Annotated in this window: 22 protein-coding genes; 14 read left to right on the forward strand and 8 right to left on the reverse strand. The window is 38.9% G+C overall.

From position 1 onward, the window contains the following. Positions 1-10 precede the first annotated feature (10 nt). Positions 11-1,351, forward strand: a complete 1,341-nt coding sequence (glnA, locus tag EM4838_RS02750; protein WP_010736064.1) for a type I glutamate--ammonia ligase — start codon at positions 11-13, stop codon at positions 1,349-1,351. A 174-nt stretch (positions 1,352-1,525) separates the two neighbouring features. Here glnA and EM4838_RS02755 read toward each other — a convergent pair whose 3' ends face one another. Continuing rightward, positions 1,526-1,831, reverse strand: a complete 306-nt coding sequence (locus EM4838_RS02755) for a DUF898 family protein (RefSeq protein ID WP_071867011.1) — start codon at positions 1,829-1,831, stop codon at positions 1,526-1,528. Positions 1,832-2,192: 361 nt separating this feature from the next. On the opposite strand from EM4838_RS02755, the gene EM4838_RS02760 reads away from it, so the two are divergent. The 5 genes from EM4838_RS02760 to EM4838_RS02780 all read left to right on the forward strand — a co-directional run bounded on the left by EM4838_RS02760 (position 2,193) and on the right by EM4838_RS02780 (position 8,032). Continuing rightward, positions 2,193-3,803 (forward strand): CTP synthase, encoded by a 1,611-nt coding sequence (locus EM4838_RS02760; RefSeq protein WP_034689095.1) that lies wholly within the window; start codon positions 2,193-2,195, stop codon positions 3,801-3,803. Positions 3,804-4,065: 262 nt separating this feature from the next. Next, entirely contained in the window at positions 4,066-4,935 is an 870-nt protein-coding gene (locus EM4838_RS02765) for a class II fructose-bisphosphate aldolase (protein WP_010736062.1), read from the forward strand. Positions 4,936-5,108: 173 nt separating this feature from the next. Then, a complete protein-coding gene (locus EM4838_RS02770; protein WP_071867010.1) occupies positions 5,109-6,380 on the forward strand; it encodes a UDP-N-acetylglucosamine 1-carboxyvinyltransferase in 1,272 nt (423 codons plus the stop codon). Then, complete coding sequence (gene rho / locus EM4838_RS02775; RefSeq protein WP_071867009.1) at positions 6,377-7,672, forward strand: transcription termination factor Rho; 1,296 nt, start codon at positions 6,377-6,379, stop codon at positions 7,670-7,672. Before EM4838_RS02770 ends, rho begins: the two co-directional genes overlap by 4 nt. A gap of 96 nt (positions 7,673-7,768) precedes the next feature. After that, a complete protein-coding gene (locus EM4838_RS02780; RefSeq protein WP_010736059.1) occupies positions 7,769-8,032 on the forward strand; it encodes a type B 50S ribosomal protein L31 in 264 nt (87 codons plus the stop codon). Positions 8,033-8,211: 179 nt separating this feature from the next. Here the strand turns inward: EM4838_RS02780 and EM4838_RS02785 are convergent, their stop codons facing one another. Then, positions 8,212-9,300: a nucleotidyl transferase AbiEii/AbiGii toxin family protein gene (locus tag EM4838_RS02785; protein WP_071867008.1), complete on the reverse strand. Its 1,089-nt coding sequence runs from the start codon at positions 9,298-9,300 to the stop codon at positions 8,212-8,214. Continuing rightward, complete coding sequence (locus EM4838_RS02790) at positions 9,263-9,985, reverse strand: DUF6577 family protein (RefSeq protein WP_071867007.1); 723 nt, start codon at positions 9,983-9,985, stop codon at positions 9,263-9,265. Before EM4838_RS02790 ends, EM4838_RS02785 begins: the two co-directional genes overlap by 38 nt. A 257-nt stretch (positions 9,986-10,242) precedes the next feature. Between EM4838_RS02790 and EM4838_RS02795 the strand changes: the two genes are divergently transcribed. Both EM4838_RS02795 and EM4838_RS02800 read left to right on the forward strand, forming a co-directional pair. Continuing rightward, a complete protein-coding gene (locus EM4838_RS02795; RefSeq protein WP_071867006.1) occupies positions 10,243-11,433 on the forward strand; it encodes an MFS transporter in 1,191 nt (396 codons plus the stop codon). A gap of 426 nt (positions 11,434-11,859) precedes the next feature. Continuing rightward, positions 11,860-14,079 carry a M60 family metallopeptidase gene (locus EM4838_RS02800; protein ID WP_071867005.1) on the forward strand — a complete coding sequence of 740 codons (2,220 nt, stop codon included), beginning with the start codon at positions 11,860-11,862 and terminating at the stop codon, positions 14,077-14,079. A 139-nt stretch (positions 14,080-14,218) separates the two neighbouring features. Here the strand turns inward: EM4838_RS02800 and EM4838_RS02805 are convergent, their stop codons facing one another. The 5 genes from EM4838_RS02805 to EM4838_RS02825 all read right to left on the reverse strand — a co-directional run bounded on the left by EM4838_RS02805 (position 14,219) and on the right by EM4838_RS02825 (position 19,353). Continuing rightward, a complete protein-coding gene (locus tag EM4838_RS02805; protein WP_019722638.1) occupies positions 14,219-15,541 on the reverse strand; it encodes a PTS sugar transporter subunit IIC in 1,323 nt (440 codons plus the stop codon). 28 nt (positions 15,542-15,569) lie between these two features. Then, positions 15,570-15,875 (reverse strand): hypothetical protein, encoded by a 306-nt coding sequence (locus EM4838_RS02810; RefSeq protein ID WP_071867004.1) that lies wholly within the window; start codon positions 15,873-15,875, stop codon positions 15,570-15,572. Between the two features lie 219 nt (positions 15,876-16,094). After that, positions 16,095-16,898, reverse strand: a complete 804-nt coding sequence (locus tag EM4838_RS02815; protein WP_071867003.1) for a TPM domain-containing protein — start codon at positions 16,896-16,898, stop codon at positions 16,095-16,097. Next, a complete protein-coding gene (locus tag EM4838_RS02820) occupies positions 16,895-18,088 on the reverse strand; it encodes a TFIIB-type zinc ribbon-containing protein (protein ID WP_071867002.1) in 1,194 nt (397 codons plus the stop codon). Before EM4838_RS02820 ends, EM4838_RS02815 begins: the two co-directional genes overlap by 4 nt. A 17-nt stretch (positions 18,089-18,105) precedes the next feature. Further along, on the reverse strand, positions 18,106-19,353 hold the full coding sequence (locus EM4838_RS02825; protein ID WP_071867001.1) for an SPFH domain-containing protein: 1,248 nt from the start codon (positions 19,351-19,353) through the stop codon (positions 18,106-18,108). Positions 19,354-19,818: 465 nt separating this feature from the next. Here EM4838_RS02825 and dnaX point away from each other — a divergent pair, with 465 nt between their 5' ends. The 6 genes from dnaX (at position 19,819) to holB (ending at position 24,530) form a co-directional block, all read left to right on the forward strand. Then, on the forward strand, positions 19,819-21,555 hold the full coding sequence (dnaX, locus tag EM4838_RS02830) for a DNA polymerase III subunit gamma/tau (protein WP_071867000.1): 1,737 nt from the start codon (positions 19,819-19,821) through the stop codon (positions 21,553-21,555). Positions 21,556-21,573: 18 nt separating this feature from the next. After that, the gene (locus EM4838_RS02835) at positions 21,574-21,885 is read left to right on the forward strand and encodes a YbaB/EbfC family nucleoid-associated protein (protein ID WP_010736051.1); all 312 of its coding nucleotides are present in this window, start codon (positions 21,574-21,576) and stop codon (positions 21,883-21,885) included. Between the two features lie 23 nt (positions 21,886-21,908). After that, positions 21,909-22,505 (forward strand): recombination mediator RecR, encoded by a 597-nt coding sequence (gene recR / locus EM4838_RS02840; RefSeq protein WP_019722633.1) that lies wholly within the window; start codon positions 21,909-21,911, stop codon positions 22,503-22,505. 89 nt (positions 22,506-22,594) lie between these two features. Further along, positions 22,595-23,257, forward strand: a complete 663-nt coding sequence (tmk, locus tag EM4838_RS02845; RefSeq protein ID WP_071866999.1) for a dTMP kinase — start codon at positions 22,595-22,597, stop codon at positions 23,255-23,257. Next, the gene (locus tag EM4838_RS02850; RefSeq protein ID WP_010736048.1) at positions 23,254-23,583 is read left to right on the forward strand and encodes a cyclic-di-AMP receptor; all 330 of its coding nucleotides are present in this window, start codon (positions 23,254-23,256) and stop codon (positions 23,581-23,583) included. Before tmk ends, EM4838_RS02850 begins: the two co-directional genes overlap by 4 nt. Before the next feature lie 8 nt (positions 23,584-23,591). Then, positions 23,592-24,530, forward strand: coding sequence for a DNA polymerase III subunit delta' (gene holB, locus EM4838_RS02855; protein ID WP_071866998.1), 939 nt, complete (start codon positions 23,592-23,594; stop codon positions 24,528-24,530). The last annotated feature ends 21 nt before the right edge of the window (positions 24,531-24,551 follow it).

Below are 24,551 nucleotides of genomic sequence, written 5' to 3' on the forward strand. Positions count from 1 at the left end.
GAGGGATACCATGGTAAAGAAACAAATCACAGGCGAAGAGATTAAACGAATCATTGAGGATGAGAACGTACGCTTTTTACGTTTGATGTTTACAGATATATTAGGAACAATCAAAAATGTTGAAGTTCCAGTGAGTCAAATCGACAAAGTACTTGAGAATAAAATGATGTTTGATGGTTCTTCGATTGAAGGATTTGTCAGAATCGAAGAAAGTGATATGTACTTGTATCCTGATCTTTCTACTTGGATGATTTTCCCATGGGAAAGCGACCACGGCAAAGTGGCGCGCCTGATTTGTGATATTTATAATCCGGACGGTACTCCGTTTGCTGGTGACCCTCGTGGCAATCTGAAACGTTCATTAAATGATATGAAAAAACTTGGCTTTACCTCATTTAATTTAGGACCTGAACCAGAATTCTTCTTGTTCAAATTAGATGAAGATGGTGGCATCACAACGACGTTGAATGACAAAGGTGGTTACTTCGATTTTGCACCAACGGATCTAGGCGAAAATTGCCGTCGAGATATCGTATTGGAATTAGAAAGCTTAGGCTTTGAAGTGGAGGCTTCTCACCATGAAGTGGCTCCTGGACAACACGAGATCGACTTCAAATATGCGGATGTCGTTGATGCTTGTGACAATATCCAAACGTTTAAATTAGTCGTGAAAACCATCGCTCGTAAACATGGCTTGCATGCGACTTTCATGCCAAAACCATTATTCGGGATCAACGGTTCTGGCATGCACTGCAATATGTCTCTATTCAATGAAGATGGAAATGCCTTTTACGATAAAGACGGAGATTTAGAATTAAGTCAAACTGCGTATCATTTCTTAGGTGGCTTATTGAAACATGCGCGCGCGTATACGGCAGTCTGCAATCCAACGGTCAACTCTTATAAACGTTTAGTTCCAGGCTACGAAGCACCTGTTTATGTGGCATGGAGTGGACGTAATCGTTCGCCATTGGTACGTGTACCGGAATCTCGTGGTTTATCCACTCGTTTAGAATTACGTTCTGTCGATCCAGCAGCGAACCCATACCTAGCAATGGCTGTTTTATTACAAGCAGGTTTAGATGGTATCCGAAATGAATTGACACCACCACCGGCTGTTGATCGTAACATCTACGTGATGAACGAAGAAGAACGTGAAGAAGCACAAATCCAAGATCTGCCATCAACGATCCACAATGCCATCAAAGAATTACGCAAAGACAAAGTAATGATCGATGCGTTAGGCAATCATATCTTTGCAAACTTTGTGGAGGCAAAACGTCTGGAATGGGCTGCCTTTAGACAAACCGTTTCTGAATGGGAAAGAGAACAATATTTAGAGCTTTATTAATCCAGTTTGTAGAAAATAATAAAAAATGTAAAATGCCGAATCTATGGAGTAACATCCATGATTCGGCATTTTTTTATCTACGGAATATGCATTTCTTGTAAGTATATTGATTAGTTTTGCGATGAATTTTAAGGAACTGATTTACTGCTATTTATTTAATATCATATGTAAACATCAATCGATTGTATGTGTGTGTTTCACTCGCCATTGTTCTAATTTAATAGTTAACCAGAAACCATATATTCCTAAAGTAATGAGAGTGAGTAATAACCATTTGATCCAATGACCAAATAATTGCATTGCTGTACCATCGAAATAAAGTCTTTTTCCGTTGATTACAGTATGTTTGATTTTCCAATTATACAAAAAACAAAATCCCCAAGGTGCGCAGATACCTAACGTTAATATGGTGATAAGTGAAGCTAAAATCGATGTACCAATATAAGTAGCAAGTCCACCATCAAAATAAGATTCTTTCATAAATATTCCTCTTTTCTGGATATATTTTTTAATTCAATATTAATAGTAACATTTTCTGCCTATATTTTCCTAAAATTTCGGTAACATTTCCTATGTTGCCATTTTCCCTCTTACTTTGATCAATTGAATACTAATCAAAGTCTTTTACGAAAGTGAGTGTATCCTTGTTTAGTGAATTTGTTCAATCACAATTGAATACTTGACTTTCGTTTAGATAGCTTGTAATATACACCTTGGGCACCCTTTTAGAGGGTCAGAAGTTTACAGAAATCAACGCTCCCTATTCTTTAGAAGGATAGGGAGCCTTATTTATTTTCTTAGACTTTTCCTGCAGATAAAACAAGAAGGAGTTTTTGAACATATGACAAAATACATTTTTGTGACAGGCGGCGTGGTTTCATCGATTGGTAAAGGGATCGTAGCAGCATCTTTAGGCCGTTTGTTGAAAAATCGTGGATTGAAAGTAACGATCCAAAAATTTGATCCATACATCAACGTGGACCCAGGGACAATGAGTCCATACCAACACGGAGAAGTTTTCGTTACGGATGATGGAGCAGAAACGGATTTGGACTTAGGCCACTACGAACGTTTTATTGACATCAACTTGAACAAATACTCCAATGTGACGACAGGAAAAATTTATTCAGAAGTTTTACGTAAAGAACGTAAAGGGGAGTACTTAGGCGCAACTGTCCAAGTGATTCCGCATATTACGAATGAAATCAAAGAAAAAATCATGCGTGCAGCTAAAATGACTGACTCAGATATCATTATCACAGAGGTCGGCGGCACAGTTGGGGATATTGAATCACTACCATTCTTAGAAGCGTTGCGTCAAATGAAAGCTGATGTTGGTTCTGATAACGTGATGTATATCCATACAACGTTGATTCCTTATTTAAAAGCGGCTGGTGAAATGAAAACTAAACCAACACAACATAGCGTGAAAGAGTTACGTGGATTAGGTATCCAACCAAATATCTTAGTCGTGCGCACAGAGCAACCTGTATCTCAAGATGTCAAAAATAAATTGGCACAATTTTGTGACGTTGAACCAGAAGCCGTGATCGAATCACCAGACGTAGATACACTATATTCAATCCCGTTATTATTGCAATCACAAGGAATGGATCGGATCGTTTGTGATCATTTGAAGCTCTCAACGCCAGAAGCAGATATGACAGAATGGAAAGCATTAGAAAATCGTGTCTTGAACTTGAAGAAAAAAGTTCGCATTGCTTTAGTAGGGAAATATGTTGAATTACCTGATGCGTATATTTCAGTTGTGGAAGCATTGAAACATTCAGGCTTTGCATTTGATGCAGATATCGAATTGGATTGGGTCAAAGCACATGAATTGACGAGTGAAAATGTGGACGAACGATTGAAAGAGGCAGATGGAATCTTAGTACCAGGTGGTTTTGGTGATCGAGGAATCGAAGGAAAAATCGAAGCCATTCGTTATGCTCGTGAAAATGATGTCCCATTCTTAGGGATTTGTTTAGGGATGCAAATGGCTTGTGTTGAATTTGCTCGCAATGTCGTAGGTCTAGAAGATGCTGCTTCAGCAGAAACAATTCCAGAAACGACAAACAACATCATCGACTTGATGGCAGATCAAGAGAACGTTGAAAATCTTGGTGGAACATTGCGTTTAGGGCTTTACCCATGTAAAGTCAAAAAAGGCACGACTACTGCTACAGCTTATGATGGTGCAGAAGTTGTCCAAGAACGTCACCGTCATCGCTATGAATTCAACAACAAATACCGTCAACAATTTGAAGCACATGGTTTAGTCTTTTCAGGTGTATCTCCAGACAATCGTTTAGTTGAGATCGTTGAGATCACCGAGAAGAAATTCTTTGTTGGATGTCAATTCCATCCAGAATTGATCTCACGTCCGAACCGTCCACAGAAATTGATCAAGGCATTTGTTGGTGCTTCGTTAACGGAACGCGAATCAAAATAAAAAATACTAGGAATTGATCCGTCAAAATCAGCGGGTGTCAAATTATTAGAATTGTTATTAATAAATATTTTAAATGTTTATAGAGAACCTTTTACCTACGATATTTCAGTAGATTTTATTTATTTAATGAAAAAAGCGTCTTGAAAATTTTCATTTTTATTGATTTTAGTAGAAAACTAGTGAAATGTTTGGTAAAATAGGTTCGTTGGTTAAGGATCATCTTAACAAATTTAGTTTTCACAAAATTTAGGAGGAATTTATTATGCCAGTAGTATCAGGAGCTGAATTTTTACAAGCTGCTCGTAAAGGCGGTTATGCTGTCGGCGGGTTCAACACAAACAACTTAGAATGGACTCAAGCGATCTTAGAAGCAGCTGAAGCTAAAAAAGCACCAGTACTTATCCAAACTTCAATGGGTGCAGCTAAATACATGGGTGGTTACAAAGTATGTAAAGACATGATCACTAATTTAGTTGAATCAATGAACATCACTGTTCCAGTGGCAATCCATTTAGACCATGGTGACTACGATGCAGCATTAGAATGTATCGAAGTTGGCTATACTTCAGTTATGTTCGATGGTTCTCATTTACCATTCGAAGAAAACTTGAAATTAGCTAGAGACGTTGTTGAAAAAGCTCACGCTAAAGGAATCTCAGTTGAGTGTGAAGTTGGTTCAATCGGTGGAGAAGAAGATGGAATCATCGGAACAGGCGAATTAGCAGACATCGAAGAATGTAAACAAATGGTAGCAACAGGTATTGACTACTTAGCATGTGGTATTGGTAACATCCACGGTCAATATCCAGAAAACTGGAGCGGATTAGCATTTGATCACTTACAAGCAATTGCTGATGCTGTAGGTTCAGATGTACCTTTAGTATTACACGGCGGATCTGGTATTCCTCAAGATCAAATCGAAAAAGCTATCTCAATGGGTATTTCTAAAGTAAATGTGAACACTGAATTCCAATTATCATTTGCTGCAGCAACTCGTGAATATATCGAAGCTGGTAAAGACCGCGAAGGTAAAGGATTTGACCCTCGTAAATTATTAGCACCAGGTAAAGCAGCAATCGTTAAAGATGCTGAATCTCATATCGACTGGTTCGGTTCTGCTAACAAAGCATAATCGATTAAAGTTAGATCAAACGAGATAACTGATAGAAGAGAACAATGTGCCGATCCGGCAATTGTTCTCTTTTTTTATTTAAATAAAAGGAACGATACTCGTTTCTTCGTTTCATCTATGATAAAATACAAGCATATGTATAAAATTTGAGGAATAAACAAGGTGGGGAACAAATGAAAAAAATAATCATCGAAGGAAATCGTCCATTGACTGGTGAAGTAACGATCAGTGGTGCTAAAAACAGTGCAGTTGCCTTAATACCAGCAGCGATTTTAGCAGATTCTCCTGTGATCTTGGAAGGTGTACCTGACATTCAAGATGTTCATTCATTGATAGAAATTTTAGAAATCATGGGCGCGACTGTCCGTTTTGAAAACAATGTATTAGAAATCGATCCACGCGGTGTCGTTTCAGTACCGATGCCAAGTGGGAAGATCAATAGCTTGCGTGCTTCTTACTATTTTATGGGCACGTTATTAGCTAAATTTGGCGAAGCAGTTGTTGGTCTACCAGGCGGCTGTTACCTTGGTCCGCGTCCAATCGACCTTCATATCAAAGGATTTGAAGCGTTAGGAGCAAAAGTCACAAATGAACATGGTGCGATGTACCTACGAACAGAAAACAAAACGCTTCATGGAAATCGTGTGTTTATGGATGTGATTTCTGTTGGTGCAACGATCAATATCATGTTAGCCGCAGTAAAAGCAAAAGGACAGACGACGATCGAAAATGCGGCGCGTGAACCTGAAATCATTGATGTTGCGACATTATTGAACAATATGGGTGCCAAGATCCGTGGAGCAGGCACTGACGTGATTCGTATTGAAGGAGTAGAAGAACTGCATGGCTGTCGTCATTTCATGATTCCTGACCGTATCGAAGCAGGGACTTATTTGGCTGTAGCTGCTGCTGCAGGAAATGGTATAAAAATCAAGAATGTGATCTATGAGCATCTTGAAAGTTTTATTGCTAAACTTCAAGAAATCGGTGTGAGCATGAAAATCAGTGAAGATGAGATCGAAGTCTATCCTTCAAAGAATTTAAAAGCCGCGAATGTGATGACTTATCCGTATCCAGGTTTTGCCACAGACTTACAACAACCGTTGACACCGTTATTATTGATGACTACTGGAACTGCTGAGATCGTGGATACGATCTATTCGAAGCGAGTGAATCATGTTCCTGAATTAGCACGAATGGGTGCTGATATCTCAGTAGAAGGGAATATGATCATCCTGAATGGGCCGAATAAACTCCATGGCGCTGAAGTTGTTGCTTCAGATCTACGCGCAGGGGCTTGTTTAGTGATTGCAGGATTGATGGCAGAAGGCACGACAACGATTTATAATGTCGAATATATTCTGCGCGGATACGATCATATCATCGAAAAATTGACAGCAATCGGAGCAAGTATCAAAATGGTGGAGGAAGTGGAAGCCGAATGAGCGATTATTTGACAATGGCCGAACTGGAAAACAAAACACTAAAAGATGTTTACAGTTATGCAAAAGAATTCAAGATTCCTTATTATAGTAAGATGAACAAAAAGGAATTATCCCTAGCTGTTATTCGAGCTCAGGCTGAAAAACAAGGCTTTTACTATATGGAGGGGATTTTAGATATCGTTGGACAAGACGGCTATGGTTTTTTGCGTCCGATCAACTATGGTCCAAGTGTCGAAGATATTTATATCTCTGCCTCCCAAATTCGTCGCTTCAGTTTAAGAAACGGTGACAAAGTAGCTGGTAAAGCAAGACCGCCTAAAGAATCAGAACGATATTACGGATTGATGCACGTTGAAAGTGTCAATGGGAGAGATCCGGAAGATGCGAAAGAGCGCCCGCATTTCCCAGCATTGACGCCGCTTTATCCGGAGAAGCAACTTCGTTTAGAAACGACACCGCAACAAATTGCAACACGCATGATCGATATTTTCTCGCCGATTGGCTTTGGACAACGTGGGTTGATCGTTGCACCGCCGAAAGCAGGAAAAACATCCATCTTGAAAGAAATCGCTAATGGAATCACTGAAAATCATCCAGAAGTGGAATTGATCGTTCTATTGATCGACGAAAGACCCGAAGAAGTAACCGATCTTGAGCGTAGTGTCAAAGGGGATGTGGTTTCTTCCACATTTGATCTGCAACCACAAAACCACACGCGGGTTTCTGAATTGGTTTTAGAGCGTGCCATGCGTTTAGTTGAAGATAAACGGGATGTCGTCATCTTGATGGACAGTATCACTCGATTGGCTCGTGCTTATAATCTAGTGGTACCACCAAGTGGTCGTACATTGAGCGGAGGGATCGATCCTGCTGCACTGTACAAACCAAAAAAATTCTTTGGCGCTGCCAGAAATATTGAAGAAGGCGGTAGCTTAACGATTTTGGCTACGGCATTAGTTGATACAGGGAGTCGGATGGATGATGTCATCTACGAAGAATTCAAAGGAACAGGGAACTTAGAATTACAACTCTCTCGTGAACTATCAGAGCGACGTATTTTCCCTGCTATCGACATCAAAAAATCAGGTACTCGTAAAGAAGAGTTATTGATGGATAGTGATCAGCTAGAAGAAATCTGGAAACTCCGTAAGCATATGATTGGCGACTCATTAGAATATACGGAACAATTGATTCGTTTCTTGCGAAAAACTAAAAATAACCAACAATTTTTTAACGATTTCCAAGATGTTTCTTTTGGCAAAAAAAATCCCACAAGAAATTTAAAAAGATAATTGCAAGCTTATAGGAAACATGGTAAGATGTAACTGTTGTAAATCGACAAATCAACTCTGGTTCAGCAAATGAAGCAGGGCAAAGGAGCGAATAGCATGAAAGAAAATATCCATCCAGATTACCATCCAGTCGTATTTTTGGATTCTACAACTGGTTTCAAATTCTTGTCAGGTTCAACAAAAACTTCACAAGAAACAGTTGAATGGGAAGACGGTAATACATACCCAGTCATCCGTGTCGAAGTAACTTCTGACTCACATCCATTCTACACTGGACGTCAAAAATTCACACAAGCAGACGGACGTGTGGACCGTTTCAACAAAAAATACGGTCTCAAAGACGAAAACGCTGCGGAATAATAAAAACATTGTTAAGTCAAGTTTTAGCAGACTATCCTATCAGGATAGTCTGCTTTTTTGATCTTTTGTAATTCTTATGTAGAGCTCATAAAAACTGCAAAACGATTTGCTGTTTCTTCTGATTACTGGTTATGTGTTTACGAATAATCTTAAATGTTAGGTTTATTCGTTTGTTATATCTAAATAATTTCTTGAGCCTTCACAAAATAATAATATGCTTCTGGACTAAATTTTTTAATCTTTCCCATTTTTTTAAAGAGTGGAACACCAGTTAGCTCAGATAAAGGTTTAGAGGAATTGTAATGGTCAATATTAGTATGATTAGATTTTAACAGACAAGCTAAATATGCAGCTTTAGAAGCACTGACCACAGCTTCTTCTAAAATATAGTTTCTACTAATGATATGAGACTTGATTCTACGTATTCCATCTTCTAATTTTAAGAATGTTTCTTTATAGCTACTACCACGCCCTCCAATGATACATGCGGTCTTTAAGATATCGTCTAAAACATCCTCAGGATTCAAGCTACTTAATTCGCGATATATAAGTTCTTGTTTAGCACATTTGATGAATGCAGCTCTTATTTTACCTAAATCAATTGCTTGATCAAATAAACTTTCAATATCAAATAACTGCTTAATAATTTCCATTTCTTTTCCTTTATTGTAAGGAATACCAGTAGTATTTGGGGCAAATGCAGTTAACTTATCGCCTAGAATGTTTTCGATATCTGGGACGGAAACTATTTTGTTTGGTGGTGAAGTAACAACAAAAGGACTTTTGATTGGAAGTTCTATTAAATGATTGTAGGGAGAGGGTTCAAATAAAATATCAAGTAACACATAAGATTCTGTACCATCTAATGGCGATGGATAGAAAAACTTGAAATGGACCTTTGGAATCTCAGTTTGATAGCGTGATTGTTCTTCAAATCGGGTAAAAATAGAACAGTCAATAATTGTTTGTAACGTATCAGAAAGTTTTTCTTTGGAGATTATTTCAGTAATAACAATATCAATATCAATAGAGAATCGTTTGATTTTTTCCAGTAATAAAAGTAAACAAGTTCCACCCTTGAAAATAAACTCTAATTGAGTATCTGTAAGCTTTTCTAGTAAATATAAAGCGTGAGTTACTTTGTCCAATAAGTTATGATCTAAGTTTTGATAGTTATTTTCTACAGAGGCATACCAGTCAGTAGTAAAACTTGAATCATTCTTCTTCTCCTTATATAGGCAATATTTTTTTAAGTTCTTGGTGTACATTTCTCTTGTTTGCGTAACGAGTAAGTGTTGAATAATTAATATTGTACGTATCTAGAGCAGTAGAGATAATTGTATGGATTTCTGAAGAACTGATTGGAAGAATAATCGGATTGTTCACAAGTAAATCGACAATTAATTTTTCTATTTTAGGAGTATAAAAGCTTCCATCAAACCTATTTAAAGGAGCATCAACATATAACCTATTGACAATAATATTTTCTTCTGAAGGGTTAATATAGTAGTCATACATCTTTTGATCCGGAGATACAAAAGTATTTGGAAACCGTTCCTTCAAATAATGAAAGGCAGCATTTAAGGTATCAATCTCAATCTCAATGATCAGATTATTTGTCTGATACATGTGATTGGATAGATTCCCAATCCATCCTGTAGAGTATATACTGAAATTCATATACGGAAACTTGGTTTGTAAAAGGTTGGCTATGCGTAAAATTTTATCATTAGGTGCTAAAGCAAATGTCTCCTTTTCATTGAGTGCATAGACACCTCTTTTGGGACTATATATGATTCCTTGTTGTTTGAGCGCATAAATTCGCCAACGTAAGGTATTCAATGGTAATTCGGGAGTGAATTGCCGATAAAATAGCAAGAGTTCTTGTGTGGAAACTTCTGATTTATTTTTTAAATAATCAATTAGCTCATTTTTGTATAAATTACTAGACATAATAATTCTCCTAGGCAAATAATTGGGTTTAAACGTATTTTCAACCCGAATGTTTGCTTGATTTTACCAAATAATTGGGTGTAAATCAAATTATGACCCGAATATTTTTATTATTCTAATCTCTAATTTTAAAAGTCTGACTTGTGATAATATAGATTACAAAAGAGATGGCAAAACCTCATATTAATTCCTTGGTAATTAATGATCTCTTGCAACAAAAACATGTAAGAGAAGAGGCGCAGAAAAAGGAGAAAAAAATGAAGGATAAAAAAGCTTTTTTGTGTTTGATGTTCGGTCAAGCAGTAGCGAATATTGGTGATACGATTTATACAGTAGCAATCATCAGTGCAGTTTTTTCTTGGACAAATTCAGCATTTGCTTCAGCCGTTGTACCAGTCGTCGTTACAGGAGCAATGATGTTGGCTAGCTTTTTGACACCCTTATTCTCCATGAAAATATCGCTTGATAGAATGTTGAAATGGAGTCAAATAATGAAGACCATTTTTTTGACCGTTCTAGCAGCCTATATCTCTTATCTGCCTAAACCAATTAACCTAGGCGTGATTTACTTTTTGATTGCTTGTATTGCATTTTTAGATGGATGTGCGGAACCAGTCAGTATGGCACTTATTCCTCGATATATCAAAAAAGATCAGTTGATTCGGGCAAATAGCTTATTTAGCACGATGCTTCAAGTCGTTAATATCGGCAGTTGGGCGGTAGGTGCTTCTCTACTTATCTGGTTTTCTGTTTCTGAGCTAGTTTGGATAGACGTGGGACTATTTTTAGTTTGTTCTGTTTTATTTTTATTTCTACCTAGAGCTGTTGAAAAAGCAGCAAAGCACTCAAAATGGCAAAAGTTGAAAAAAGGTTGGCAATACGTTTGGAGAGAGCCTTTGATACGGATAGTCGTGATCATGGATACAATAGAAGGAATTGCCAATACAGCATGGGCCTCTTCTATTGTGCTGGTTTTTGTATCGGTAGTATTGGAACAACCAGCTAACTGGTGGGGCTATATCAATACTTCTTATTTTATTGGCGCGTTACTCGGAAGTTTGATCGTGATGAAAAGTCCGACCTTTTTTGATAAAAGTAAAGGAAAAGCAATCGTAGGAGGATCTTTTTTGGGTGGTGTAGCAACTTTGCTAGTCGTGTTGCTCCCTTATGCGTCATTTGTTTTGCTCTGTACGTTTATGATCGGAATCTTTTTCCAGATAAAAAATATTCCGCAAGCAACGATCATTCAGCAAAAGATTTCAGAAGAAAAGTTACTTTCTGTGTATGCGATATCAGGAGTTATCCATATGGGCACTTTTTCGACTGCGATGCTAGTTATGGGGAAAATTGCTGATCTTTTTGGCGTGAAAGTTGTTTATCTTTGTTCAGGGATACTTCTTATACTCGTGGCGCTCATCGGTCAGTATAAGAAAAATCTATTTGCTTGAAAAAACTAGTATTATTTTAACACGAGATGGGACAGAAGTGTTTAGCCTCGATAAATAAGGTGTCATTGACGAAAAATTGTTCTTCAAATTTTCGTGGATGGTGCCTTATTTCTGAAAGTGTTACTTCTGTTTCCACTGCTTATTCGATTTCAGGTGGTGGGAGAGAATTAATAGTCTAAACATGTTTTTTTATTATTGCGAGAAAATATGGCAAGCGTGTTGTTGTTTATTTATTTTTCACATCATTGTTTGGTAAGGATAGTGGTATAAATAGCAATTTTATAGGTAATTGTCAGTAGAAACATAAATAAAATAAAATTTTGTTCATTTTTTTCAGATGTGAAGAAAAATTAGTAAATAACACATTCTTGCGGATGTTATAGTTATTTTGTAATAAAAAATGATTTTAGGGGAGTTATTTTAAAAATGAAGAAAAGTTTATTATTTAGCGCTGCACTTTTAGGGATGGTTATGTTTTCTGATGTAACTACCGCAGAGGAAGTTATTCATTCGGGGGATAATGAAAAAGCTACCACATCTGCAATCGTACAAACCAATCAAAATATTTCTACTAAACTAGAACTCAAACAAAGTGAGAATCTAAATACATATAGATCAACTATTTTAGATAATCCATATGGTCCGAGTACTAATCAATCGACCGGAATATATAAACGTGCGAATGATGTGATCGAGATATACGTAGATGAATCAACTGATCAAACACAACTACCGACGTATACAGTTACTACACCTGCTTTAACGAATTTTTCGGAAGGCTCGGCAAATGGAACACAACTGGTTAAGGGACGTAATGTGATTTCTGGTTCGCAAGTCGGTCTGATCCACATTCGTAATGAATCTGGTCAAACAGCGCAAGGAAAGCTAAGTATTGAAATCAAAGGCGGGGTAACGATTCCTCGATTTATTCTTGGTGAAACAACTCAGCAAGAATGGACAAAAATGATTGCCGATAATCCGACAGCAGTAGGCTATGAACTAGTCAGTGACCGTGTGTTAGTGACAGGATCGAATCGAACACTCCAAGATGCAAAGGATCCTGAGACGATTCTTAATGCACATGAGAAAGTCATTACGTTCCATAATCAAACATCTGGTTTAGATGGTAGTTCTGCTGTCCATCGTAAGCCAGTTGGGTTGTTCCAACATTTGCGAGAAACTATCCAGTCTGGCTATTATATGTACGCTTTTTACCAACATACAGCTTATAACAGCACCTCCGATGCAATGAGAGCAGTACTGAATCCTACGACTAGGGGACAATGGGGAATTTGGCATGAACTTGGTCATACCTACCAATTATCACGAATGAATTGGAAAGACTTGACGGAGGTCACAGTAAACATCTATTCTATGCGTGCAGAAAAAGGGCTGGGCGTGCGTAGTCGTCTAGAAAGCGATAATCGTTATCCAACTATTTTCAACTATTTGAATGGAACAGGGCAAAAACAATTTGATAGCCAAAACGTTTGGACAAAATTAGGAATGTTCTGGCAATTGGAATTAGCATTTGGTGAAGATTTCTATCCAAACTTACATAAAATGTATCGAAACGAACAGCGTTCACTACCGACGGAACAAGACAAACGTCAGTATTTTGTCGTTGCAGCTTCAAAAATCAGTGGTCAAAACTTGCAACCTTTCTTTGAAAAATGGGGCATCCAAGTGACTGCTGAAAGTCGAATCGAAATGGAAAAGCTACCAAGCTTGACTAAAAAAATCTGGGAATACCGAGATGAGATGACAGGTGAAGTAGGGGATATCGATGGTGGTACGAACAATAATGACAAAGAAGCACCGACAATCCCAACAGGTCTTGCGGCGAATGAGGTAACAAGTCATTCTGTTAAATTAGCATGGAACCCATCTTCGGATAACACGAAAGTCAAAGGGTACAATATCTATAGGAACAACGTAAAAGTGGGAACAACGGATAAGCCTGAATATTTAGATGGAAATCTAAAGAGTAACGAAGTATATGTGTATCAGGTGAGCGCTTATGATGAAGCAGGAAACGAATCAGAAAGAACGAGCTTCTTGACGGTCGTTACAAGACAAGAAGAAAAAGATGATGAAGCACCAAGCATCCCAACAGGTTTGACGCAGGGAAGTGTAACGACTAATACCGCGCAGATCATTTGGACTGCTGCGACAGATAATCTACGTGTGGCTGGCTACAATATCTATCGTGACGGTGTAAAAATCAATTCAGTAACAGGTTTGAATTTCACTGATACGAATCTAGCAAGCAATACTAGCTATACTTACCAAGTCAGTGCTTATGATGGAGCAGGTAATGAGTCAGGAAAAAGTCAGGCAGTGACAATCAAGACCAACGAGCAAAATGTTATTCAAGATACTTGGCGCAGTGACCAAATTTACACAGCAGGAGACTTAGTGATTTATAACGGCATCCAATACCGTGCTAAATGGTGGGTCAGAGGTGAACGTCCTGATACATCACAGGCTTGGGAGAAAGTAGATAAAACACAATCAGAAGAATGGGGAGCGAACAAGGCATATTCTGGTGGTGACCAAGTTGTCTACAAAGGAAAGACCTATGAAGCAAAATGGTGGAATACTAATAGCAATCCAGAAACAAGCAGTGTCTGGGTATTGAAGTAATAAGTTAAAACAAATCAGTTTCGCTAGAATAAAAAATCAGTAATGAAAAACAGCACCTACTTCTTTCTCTAAGGAAAGTAGGTGCTGTTTTTATGAAATAAAAGAAGTAGACTCAATCTTACTCTAAGTATCTCTCAAATTAGTTAGATAGTGGTGTTTCTTTTGATGTTTCAGTTTCTAAAGCCTGTTCTTTTGCTAATTCATTTTTATCATAAATCTTAACGAATGGATAATACATAAAAATGGAAAGAATGATCAATAAAATGTTCAATACGGCTGCCCGCCAGTCACCACCTGTAGCTAAGTAAGCACCAATAGGACCAGGGAGCGTCCATGGTGCGGTGATGGTAACAGCACTGACTAAACCTAGTTTAGTCGCAAACCAAGCGATGGTTGCGCAAACCATTGGAGCAAAGATAAACGGAATGATCAGTGTCGGATTTAATACGATCGGTACGCCAAAGATGACTGGCTCATTGATATTGAAAATAGAAGGAGTGATGATTGCCTTACCTAGTTTTGAAGCATATTTTGATTTGGCTGTGAAGGCAAGCAGAATCGCTAAACCGATCGTACAACCTGCGCCGCCGATCCAAACAAACCATTGATAAAAAGGTTCAGCTGCAATATTGGGTAAAGCCTCACCAGCAGCTGCTGCAGTTGTATTGGATTCTAAGATCTGCAACCATAAGGGGCGAGCAAGTGAACCAATGATGGATACGCCATGGATACCGAATGCCCAGAAAAAAGTGATTAGAAAAATCAGCAACAATACACTCGGCAACGTATCGGTTGCGCTGATCAAAGGGCTGACAATTTTTGAAACGGCAGTGTGCCAATCAAAGCCGATATAATAGCTGATCGATGCCATGACTAAAATCACGATCAAGGTTGGCGTTAATGCTTCGAAAGAACGTGCAACCGCAGGAGGTACTTGCTCAGGCATTGTGATTTTGAATTTCGATTTATCCGTCAAACGATACACTTCGACTGCAAAAATCGAAGTAATGATTCCGACAAACATCCCACCACCGCCAAGATTGGCCATAGGCAAAACAAAACCAGAAGTGCCAGCAGCTTCCGCAGCCTCAAGAGGAATATTGACAGGGATAAAGGTCAACAAAAAAGCAATCGTAGCGAGTAACCCGCCAGAAACAACATCTAGTTTATAGGTTTTGGCTAAACTGGCACCGATACCAAATGTCGCATATAGAGACATGATATACATGGTCATGCGATAGGGTAATAAAATAGTTGCTGCATTTTCGGACAAAAACTGATAGATCCCCCAACTAGGCGGTAAGGGAGGAAAAGCAATGATCAAGAAAAACGAACCGACGATAATTAGTGGCAATGTAGCGATGATCCCATCACGAATGGCACGTAAATGTCTTTGGTTGGCAATTGTAGCCATTGGACCTGCCAAATAACGCTCAATGATTTCTGTAAACTTTGTTAACATTTCGACACTCCTTTTTTATCGATAGAATTTAGAAGATGATGCCTTGATACAACCATAAGTAAGCGGCGGACATGAGACAGACTGTAGCAATAAGAAATGTTCGGATACATCCTTTAGTAAAGCCTATATTAGTTGAAATAAAATAATAATTGCCAGTGATGACAGCAGCTAAAGAGGGAGGAAGAAAGAGAAAGACACCCAGTCGAACTTCCCAGTGTAATAAATAGAATAAATAGGGAATGAAGATACCACTCACGATACAAGCAAGAAGCAAGTAACAAGCCGATTTCATCCCAAAACGAATGATTGATGGAGCTGTTTCTTTATTATTCATGGTACGACCTCCTTTCATTTTTGAAACGCTTACATAAGTCAAGTATACATTTATGAAATTAAAAATCAACATATATATCTATTTAACGTAATTTTATTTCTATGACTATTTCAGTATGGGTAAGTGTGTAAGTATTTAATGATAGTATAAAAAAACATGAATCAGATAGAGGGATTCCCTCATAGTCTGATCCATGTTTCGTGTTCTGTTTTCATTGAATTAAAAACTTCGGCCACCGCCGCCAAAGGTACCGCCACCACTCGAATGAGTCGTGCTGCCGCCGCCACCGCTGCCTGGTGGTGGCGCTTTAGGGATATGACGAGTCGTGACAAAGGAGTTCGTTAAACGATCTGTTTTGTCCGTCAATTTGATGCTTGCCTTTTCACGAAATGGGTATTTGTATGTCCCTGATTTCAATTGGTACCGTGAGACAGTGATCATATAAAAAGCGATGCTTAAGATAGCTGCCAAAGCCACCGCAATCACTATTTCGACGGTAGTCAAAACTTTATACCGAGTGATTTTACCTGTGGCTTCATCTATACGATAATGACCGCCAGGCACACCTTCATCTACATAAGTAGAAGCTTTGGTCAAATAGGCTTGGGCTGCTGCATAATAGTTTGCATTCGTCATCTGATCATAGACATCATCCAAAATCGAATCGATCCTGCGGTCCGTCAAATAGTCGATCATATTTCCAGAAGTGGAGATATAGATTTCTCGTTGCCCCATATCTAAAAGTAAAACAGAACCATTTTGATCATTTCCTATTGCGGTTCTTAAATAGTTGTCAGCGAAATCTCTCGGTTCTGAACTATTTGAGGTAGTTGTGACGATAAATACTTGTCCTTTGATCTTTTCATTGATTTCTTTCGCTTGTTGGTTCAGTGTGTTGACTTGTTCGCTTGTAAATAAATTCGCGTCGTCATTGATTGTTGGGGTAGCAGCTCCTACGATCGGTGTCCACAGTAAACTAATAGCTAATAAAAAGAAAATGGAGAGACTTTTTTTACTCATCATATCAAATAGCCTCCAATCATAAAGAGGATCGCTAAAACAGTGAATATCCCAAAAGAGGTCAAAGCGAGTTTTTTATGACTGATCGGTAATACACCGCTAACTTTACCCGTTTGGCCATTCATTGCATAATAATAGACTTTCTTGTTAGAATCGTTGCTACGGTAAGTAACAAGCCAGACCGGTAACAAGACATATTCATTTTTTTCGCCAGTGATTTCCGCAGAAGTACGTACTCCGGTCAAAGTAGTATAGCCATTGGCTGTATCTCGCAACAATTTTTCGGAATAATCACGTAACTCATTTTGGATATCTGCTTTGATTGCTTGGTACTCAATGTCACGTTTCTCTGCTTGGAAACCAGCAAGATACTGACTTTTGAATCCGATAGCTTTAGCTAATGGAAATGGTTGGACAGCCTCCACCATTTTTTGTTGTGTATTTTTTGACAAAGCATTTTTTACTAATTCTTTGAAGGAAAGCTTTCCTTCGCGGTGAACCGCATATTGTTTTGTTTCGGTATACTCGATATCACCAACACGCCAGATCCTGACCACTGTCCCGTTGGCTTGTAAGGAACCATCTAGTTCAGCATCGGTTGCCCAATAAGGGAAATAAACGCCAGTTAATTTGTCGATTTGATCCTGATTGAAAAATGCTTTTGGTACAAACCATTTTTTCTTCGTCCATGCGAGAAACTGTTTGATTGCTTCTTCTTTTTCCACAGCAAAAGGTAGGACTTTATTTGGTAAGAAGTCACCACTTAACCGTCCTGATAGCACGACTGGATTATGGCAGTAGTAACAATAGGTAGCAGCTGTAGTGGCTTCTGTGACGATTTCTGCACCGCAGTTTGGACATAAAAATAGTTCCATGTTGCTTTGCTCATCGGTAGCCGTCTGTCCAGCTGTTGTCTCTGTATGGGTTGTTCCACCAGCATCTGCAAATGCTTGACGTTCTGTTTCATCCATTTGATCGAGCTGTTCTTCTGCTGTAAAAGTGAAGTCATCCGTTGCAACTGATTGATCTTGAGTCCCATTGATGTCGCGGGCCGATTTTTGTTCTTCTTCATATTGACTGACTTCTGCTTCTGTATAAACATTTAAGCAATAATCACAATGAAATTTTTGATCTTTTGGATCGAAGGTCAATGGTCCGCCACAATTGGGGCATTTATGTGTTAAAGCATCCATTCAGGCACCCCTTTCAACTAGTCGAGTGGGATACCTTTGAATGGTTTTCCACAATTTGGACAAAACTTAGGAATTCCATTTGAAAGATCCACTACTTCATGACATTCGCTACATTTCATTTCGAGCTTTGGCTGGCTATTCGCTACTGGTTTTGCACCACCACAGTTTGAACAGAATTTACCAGTGTTTTCGGTACCACAGACAGGGCAAGTCCATGTATCATTAGTGCCTTGAGCTGTTTGTTGGTTTTGTTTTTCTTGTTGTTGCTTGATTTGTTCTTGATTATTTTGTGAGGACTGAGCTAAGTAGGAGCCATTGGCATTCATGCCCATTCCCATGCCCATAAAGCCAGTCATTGCACCGGCATCATTTTTACCTGCAGCTTCCATCCCACGAGCAATCGAACCTTGCACATAGCCCTCACGGACACTAGGATCACCTAACATGGCACCTTCATTGCGCATGTTGATGAGTTTGACCGAATCATCTGTGTAAGAGATGCTAGCAACTGCGACAGAAACAATCTCCATCCCACGAAGCTCACGCCAGGAATCGTCTAACGCTGTGCCCATATATTTGCTTAGTTCTAAACTTTTTGATGGGACATAGGAAATACGTTGCCCATCAGCAGACATTTGGTTGATCGCTGATTGAAGAGCAGTCAAAAATTCTGCTAAATATTGTTCATTGATATCTGCAATTTCAACTTGCGTCTTATTTTTAGGAATTGCATTTGTATAGAATAAGATTGGATCGGTGATATGGATAGAGTACGTTCCATGCGCACGTAAGAATAATTCTGCATTATAGAAATTATCAAAGTAATTCAACGGAGCGCTTGTGCCAAATTTGATTCCCTTGATCTCTTGTAGATTGATATAGAATACTTGTTGTTTTTGTGGTGTCACGCCACCAAATTTAAAGCGGTCGAAGGTTTCAGCGATTGCACCTTTCAATGAACCATTGAACATGGAAGGGGCAGCATCATTTTTGATCGTATAATAGCCTTCCTCAGCTGTGTAATCGATGATTTTTCCACCATCTACCAAGAGCATCATCATGTTCGGATAGACATGAACGACTGTGCCATCTGTCAATACATCTTCTGTACCTTTTCGATTGGATCCTCGTTTATCGTCTTTACGTACCTTGACACCTTTTGTCATAACTGTGGTGTCGCTCATATTGTCTGGTTCAATGACTTCGATCCATTGATCTGCTAATCCGCCGCCGATCATGCTAGTTGCTGCTTTAATAAGTCCCATAAAAAGTCCTCCCTGTGAGCAAGTATTTTTTTACTACGTATATGTTTATATTATACCATAGGAGACTGAAAATGCTCTCAGTCGAAAGATGTAGAAAACCAGAGCAACTCTTTTCCACGTTCAGCCATACATTTTAGAACTGAACTTTTTTTCAGAATCTGGATAAATACTGTTCAAGGCGCAACTCTTTGGACACAGCTCAAAAAAATCAACGATGAAATAGCTATTTTGAATGTTTCTGTCTAATAGTCTAGAGTTTAAGGCTTCTTTCACAACCTAGCCAAACGATGTTAGAAATTGGTATTTAGCCGAAACATCCCAAAATACGAGCAGCTTTTTTGAATGTTAAGACTTATTTCTAAGTGTTGCTCACTTCTGTTACAACCGAATAAAGTATAGTAGTTTTTTTTTGCTAAATCACGTATAATAAAAGTTAGTGAATTTTTCAAAAGAAGGGGGATCCTTATGGCATATCAAGCACTTTATCGTGTGTGGCGTTCACAGCGATTTGAAGATATCGTTGGACAAAAAGCTGTGACACAAACATTGAAAAATGCGATTGTTTCCCATAAAACCTCACATGCCTATTTGTTTACAGGACCAAGAGGGACAGGGAAAACAAGTGCGGCAAAAATATTTGCCAAGGCGATCAATTGCCCAAACAGCAAAGATGGTGAACCTTGTAATCATTGTGAGATGTGTCAGTCGATCACGACTGGGACACAAGAAGATGTCATTGAAATCGATGCGGCAAGTAACAATGGTGTCGAGGAGATCCGTTTCATCAGAGATCGAGCAAATTATGCACCAACAAAAGCCGCTTACAAAATTTATATCATTGATGAAGTCCACATGCTTTCGACTGGAGCGTTCAATGCTTTACTGAAAACACTGGAAGAACCAAAAGAAAGTGTAATTTTTATTTTAGCAACCACTGAACCGCACAAAATCCCTGCAACGATCATCTCTCGAACACAACGTTTTGATTTCAAACGGATCAATGCAGCAGATATTACCGAACATTTAGAATATATCTTGGATAAAACAGAGATTGCTTATGAAGCGCCTGCGTTGACTGTCATCGCACGAGCAGCAGAAGGTGGGATGCGGGATGCGTTAAGTATTCTTGACCAAGCGATTTCTTTCAGTGATGGCACGATCACGTTGGATGATGCGATGCAAGTCACGGGGAGTTTGACGAATGAGATGATGGATGCGTATCTATCCGCTTGCTTTAGCAAAGAGATCTCACAAGCCTTACAAGAATTGAATCAAATTTTAGCGGCAGGAAAAGAATCACGGCGCTTTTTAGAAGATCTGTTGTCTTATTGCCGTGATCTATTGATGTATCAGCAAGCGCCAAATCTATTAGAGGAAACCTCACATGTCAAAACAGAAACATTCACGACATTGGCGAAAGAAATCCCGGCACAACGCTTGTTTCAAATGATCCAAATTTTGAGCGATACACAAAATGAGGTGCGTTTTACAAATAGCGCGACCATTTATTTAGAGGTTGCCACAGTGAAACTAGCTCAATCTTCAGCAAATGAAAGTCAGCAAGTGCCTAGTGAGATCGATCAGCAACAAGTAAGACAATTGCAACAAGAGATCCAAGAGCTGAAAAAGGAAATCAAAGAAATCAAAAATGGTACGGTGAAAGTCACTGCGAATCAGCAAACGACGCAATCACCTGTTCAGAAAAAACAGCCAAGTACATACCGTATTCCCACGGAACGGGTGTATAATGTACTAAAAGAGGCGACAAGGAAACACTTGAATGAAGTAAAAGAAGTCTGGGATGATCTTTTGATGAGTTTGTCAGTGACCCAGCGAGCGATGCTCAAAGCAAGTGAACCAGTTGCGGCAGGACCTAATGGACTAGTGATTGCTTTTGATTATGAAATCGTCTGTCAGCGCGCAGCTAATGACGAAGAGCTTCAATTAGCGATCCACAACCAACTTAGTCGCATGATCAAAGATTATGCGCCAGAGCCTGTCTATATCACACGGGAAAGTTGGCCCGGTCTAAGAAAAAATTATCTCGTCCAAGCAAAGGATGGAGAAGCCGAAGAATCGTTTGCGTCTGATGATGAATCAGACGAGATCGAATTGCTTCCTCAAGAACAAACAAACCAAGAAAATGTAGTGACGAAAGCTGAAGAACTTTTCGGTTCAGCAGTCACAGTAATCGATGATTAGAAAAGGAGAGCGATACTAATGATGCGCGGAATGGGAAATATGCAAGGGATGATGAAACAAGTCCAAAAAATGCAAAAAGAAATGGGCGAAGCCCAAGAAAAACTAAATGAAACAGAATTTACTGGTAGTTCTACGAATGACCTAGTCAAAGTCGTCTTTACTGGTAATCGTCGAATGAAAGATATCCAGATCAATGATGAAGTAGTTGACCCAGAAGATACAGAAATGCTACAAGATTTGATCGTGATGGCTGTCAATGACGTATTAGAAAAAATCGATACAGAATCAGAAAAAACAATGGGAAAATACACTAAGGGCTTACCCTTTTAAATTTTCCTGAAGGGGAAATGAACATGCAATATCCAGAACCAATTGCCAAACTGATCGACAGTTATATGAGACTTCCAGGTATTGGTCAAAAAACAGCGACAAGACTAGCTTTTTATACGATCGATATGAAGGATGAAGTGGTCAATGAATTTGCCAAAGCTTTATTGAGCGTCAAACGCGATCTACATTTTTGTAGTATTTGCGGAAATATCACAGAAGAAGATCCTTGTGAGATCTGTAAAGATCCATCGAGAGATCGTGGTATCATTTTAGTCGTTGAAGAACCAAAAGATGTCATGGCGATGGAGAAGATGCGTGAGTATCGTGGCTTGTACCATGTGCTACATGGTGTATTGTCACCAATGGAAGGCACGGGTCCAGAAGATATCAATATTCCTCCTCTCTTACAACGCTTGCATGATGCAGAGGTCCAAGAAGTGATCATCGCAACGAATGCGACCACTGAAGGAGAAGCAACTGCAATCTACCTTTCACGATTGATCAAGCCTGCTGGGATCAAAGTCACACGGTTAGCTCATGGCTTATCTGTTGGTTCCGATATCGAATATGCAGATGAGGTGACTTTAATGAAAGCGGTCGAAGGCAGACGTGAACTATGATTTTTTGACACCAGTCTGATCGCGTTAGTTTGATCGACAAAGATTTTCAGATACAATAGAAAAGCAAGAGAAGAGATGGAGGAACAAGTGTGAACGGCTTATTTATTACGATCGAGGGACCTGATGGTGCAGGTAAAACGAGTATCATCAAAGAACTATTTCCTCTTTTACAACAAGTAGCAAAAACAGAGATCATTCAAACTCGAGAACCAGGTGGGATACCAATTGCTGAACAGATTCGTGCAGTGATCCTTGATCCGAAAAATGATCGCATGGACGAGCGAACAGAAAGTTTATTATACGCAGCTGCTCGAAGACAACACTTAGTCGAAAAAGTTTTACCTGCACTTTCGAGTGGGAAAATCGTTTTGTGTGATCGTTTTGTCGATAGTTCGTTGGCCTATCAAGGTGCAGGTCGTCGGATCGGCGTAAACGAGATTGCTGAACTGAATGAATTTGCTACAGAAGGAACGACTCCTGATTTTACTCTTTATCTTGATGTGGATTCTGACACAGGATTACGTCGAATCGCTAAAAATCGCCAGAATCAAATCGATCGCTTAGATTCAGAAGGATTAGAGTTCCACCAGCGTGTCCGTCATGCCTATTTGAAATTGGTAGAGGAGCATCCAGACCGCATCCATAAGATCGATGCAAGAAATAGTTTTGAAGAAGTGTTACAATTGAGTTACCACGCAATTATCAACCAATTTCCACAATATTTTGAAAGTCAGGAAGGTGAACGTAAATGAAAATCATTTTAGCAATCATTCAAGATAAAGATAGCAACCGTTTGTCCAATGAATTGATCGATGCAAATATTCGTGCGACTAAATTATCTTCTACTGGTGGTTTCCTTAAAGCGGGAAACAGTACATTTATCGTTGGTATCGAGGACGATCGCGTCGAAGAAGCATTAGAGATCATCAAAAAAACGTGTGAGTCAAGAAAACAATTTGTTTCTACTCCAGTAACGTTAGATATTTCAATGGACGGTGGCGTTCCTTATCCTGTAGAAGTAGAAGTGGGCGGAGCAACAGTCTTTGTCTTACCAGTTGAAGGATTCCACCATTTCTAGGAGGAACTATGGCTCAAGAAAACATACTTGCGCAAATGCAACCTCTCGTGTATCAACAACTTCAACGAAGTTTTGAGCATGGGCGTCTCGCTCATGCTTATCTTTTTGAAGGTGAAAAAGGTACAGGAAAGCATGAGGTAGGCATTTGGTTAGCACAACATTTATATTGTACGAAGATGAACAACCAACAACCTTGTGGCAGATGCAATAATTGTCAACGGATCCAAAACCAAGAACATCCAGATGTACTCGTTCTTGCACCCGATGGTCAGTCGATCAAGGTCGATCAGATCCGGCGCTTACAGACAGAGTTTAGTCGTAGCGGATATGAATCAAGGAAAAAAGTATTCTTGATCCAGGAAGCAGAAAAAATGAATGCGAGTGCGGCCAATAGTTTATTGAAATTTTTAGAAGAACCACCTGGTGATTTTCTAGCGATTTTAGAAACGGAAGCCATTGGTCGGATCTTACCTACGATCCAATCTCGTTGTCAAACCTTGCATTTCCAAGAATTGTCAAAGGATTCATTGATTCAAAAATTACAAGATCAGCAAATTTCTGCGGAAAAAGCAAAACTTTTGTCATTCTTGACAAACAGTTTAGGAAAAGCAGTTGAAATCTCAGAAGATGAATGGTTTAATGAGGCTAAGGACTTGATTTATCAATGGTTTGTCTACTTGGATAAAAGAGATACACAAGCCTTTATCTATGTCCAAAAACGATTGGTGAAAGTATTTAAAGAAAAAAATCAACAATTTACTGGTTTTTCAATTTTAATGTATTATTATCAGGAAGCTCAAAAACAGGCGATAACATCTGGGGAGTATGGTAAAGTCAAACGGCTGAATCAAACGATTGAACGTCTTTTGTTAGCAGAACAAAAACTACGTAGCAATGTGAGTTTTCAAGCCGTCGCTGAGCAATTTGTATTACAAACGATTTTTTGATTTGTCAATTTATATTTTGCG

This window comes from Enterococcus mundtii, assembly GCF_002813755.1.
Classification (GTDB): Bacteria; Bacillota; Bacilli; order Lactobacillales; family Enterococcaceae; genus Enterococcus_B; species Enterococcus_B mundtii.

Bases quoted from the DNA above. Each gene is read 5' to 3' on its own strand.
- glnA (WP_010736064.1), top strand. From the start codon at position 11: ATGGTAAAGAAACAAATCACAGGCGAAGAGATTAAACGAATCATTGAG.
- EM4838_RS02755 (WP_071867011.1), bottom strand. From the start codon at position 1,831: ATGAAAGAATCTTATTTTGATGGTGGACTTGCTACTTATATTGGTACA.
- EM4838_RS02760 (WP_034689095.1), top strand. From the start codon at position 2,193: ATGACAAAATACATTTTTGTGACAGGCGGCGTGGTTTCATCGATTGGT.
- EM4838_RS02765 (WP_010736062.1), top strand. From the start codon at position 4,066: ATGCCAGTAGTATCAGGAGCTGAATTTTTACAAGCTGCTCGTAAAGGC.
- EM4838_RS02770 (WP_071867010.1), top strand. From the start codon at position 5,109: ATGAAAAAAATAATCATCGAAGGAAATCGTCCATTGACTGGTGAAGTA.
- rho (WP_071867009.1), top strand. From the start codon at position 6,377: ATGAGCGATTATTTGACAATGGCCGAACTGGAAAACAAAACACTAAAA.
- EM4838_RS02780 (WP_010736059.1), top strand. From the start codon at position 7,769: ATGAAAGAAAATATCCATCCAGATTACCATCCAGTCGTATTTTTGGAT.
- EM4838_RS02785 (WP_071867008.1), bottom strand. From the start codon at position 9,300: ATGTACACCAAGAACTTAAAAAAATATTGCCTATATAAGGAGAAGAAG.
- EM4838_RS02790 (WP_071867007.1), bottom strand. From the start codon at position 9,985: ATGTCTAGTAATTTATACAAAAATGAGCTAATTGATTATTTAAAAAAT.
- EM4838_RS02795 (WP_071867006.1), top strand. From the start codon at position 10,243: ATGAAGGATAAAAAAGCTTTTTTGTGTTTGATGTTCGGTCAAGCAGTA.
- EM4838_RS02800 (WP_071867005.1), top strand. From the start codon at position 11,860: ATGAAGAAAAGTTTATTATTTAGCGCTGCACTTTTAGGGATGGTTATG.
- EM4838_RS02805 (WP_019722638.1), bottom strand. From the start codon at position 15,541: ATGTTAACAAAGTTTACAGAAATCATTGAGCGTTATTTGGCAGGTCCA.
- EM4838_RS02810 (WP_071867004.1), bottom strand. From the start codon at position 15,875: ATGAATAATAAAGAAACAGCTCCATCAATCATTCGTTTTGGGATGAAA.
- EM4838_RS02815 (WP_071867003.1), bottom strand. From the start codon at position 16,898: ATGATGAGTAAAAAAAGTCTCTCCATTTTCTTTTTATTAGCTATTAGT.
- EM4838_RS02820 (WP_071867002.1), bottom strand. From the start codon at position 18,088: ATGGATGCTTTAACACATAAATGCCCCAATTGTGGCGGACCATTGACC.
- EM4838_RS02825 (WP_071867001.1), bottom strand. From the start codon at position 19,353: ATGGGACTTATTAAAGCAGCAACTAGCATGATCGGCGGCGGATTAGCA.
- dnaX (WP_071867000.1), top strand. From the start codon at position 19,819: ATGGCATATCAAGCACTTTATCGTGTGTGGCGTTCACAGCGATTTGAA.
- EM4838_RS02835 (WP_010736051.1), top strand. From the start codon at position 21,574: ATGATGCGCGGAATGGGAAATATGCAAGGGATGATGAAACAAGTCCAA.
- recR (WP_019722633.1), top strand. From the start codon at position 21,909: ATGCAATATCCAGAACCAATTGCCAAACTGATCGACAGTTATATGAGA.
- EM4838_RS02850 (WP_010736048.1), top strand. From the start codon at position 23,254: ATGAAAATCATTTTAGCAATCATTCAAGATAAAGATAGCAACCGTTTG.
- holB (WP_071866998.1), top strand. From the start codon at position 23,592: ATGGCTCAAGAAAACATACTTGCGCAAATGCAACCTCTCGTGTATCAA.